Origin of the sequence: Bacillus sp. NTK074B, from assembly GCF_017303375.1 — a bacterium.
GTDB lineage: Bacteria > Bacillota > Bacilli > Bacillales > Bacillaceae_B > Rossellomorea.
In genome coordinates, this window is sequence record NZ_JAFKOH010000314.1 from 1 (window position 1) to 245 (window position 245).

Annotated in this window: 1 protein-coding gene; it reads left to right on the forward strand. The window is 66.1% G+C overall.

The window, feature by feature from the left end; genetic code table 11:
• A partial coding sequence (locus JI667_RS22505; RefSeq protein WP_206858769.1) for a GNAT family N-acetyltransferase occupies positions 1 to 245 on the forward strand: 245 nt, incomplete at both ends.

A 245-nucleotide genomic window follows, 5' to 3' on the forward strand; every position in this document is an offset into this window, starting at 1 on the left:
TTTGCTGTCACGTGGTGACCCGCGACGGTGAGCCGGTGGGCTTTCAGTGGCTCTACCGCAACACCGATCTGCCTCAGGGCTGGGGCGATATCGGCAGTTTCACCCGGCAGGTTCCCCGCGTGCCGGGCGCGGGGCGCGCGCTTTTTGCAGCGACGATGGCCCGGGCGCAGGCGCTGAGGCTTGAGACGATGAACGCGACAATCCGCGCCGACAACGTGCCGGGTCTGGCCTATTACACCAAGATG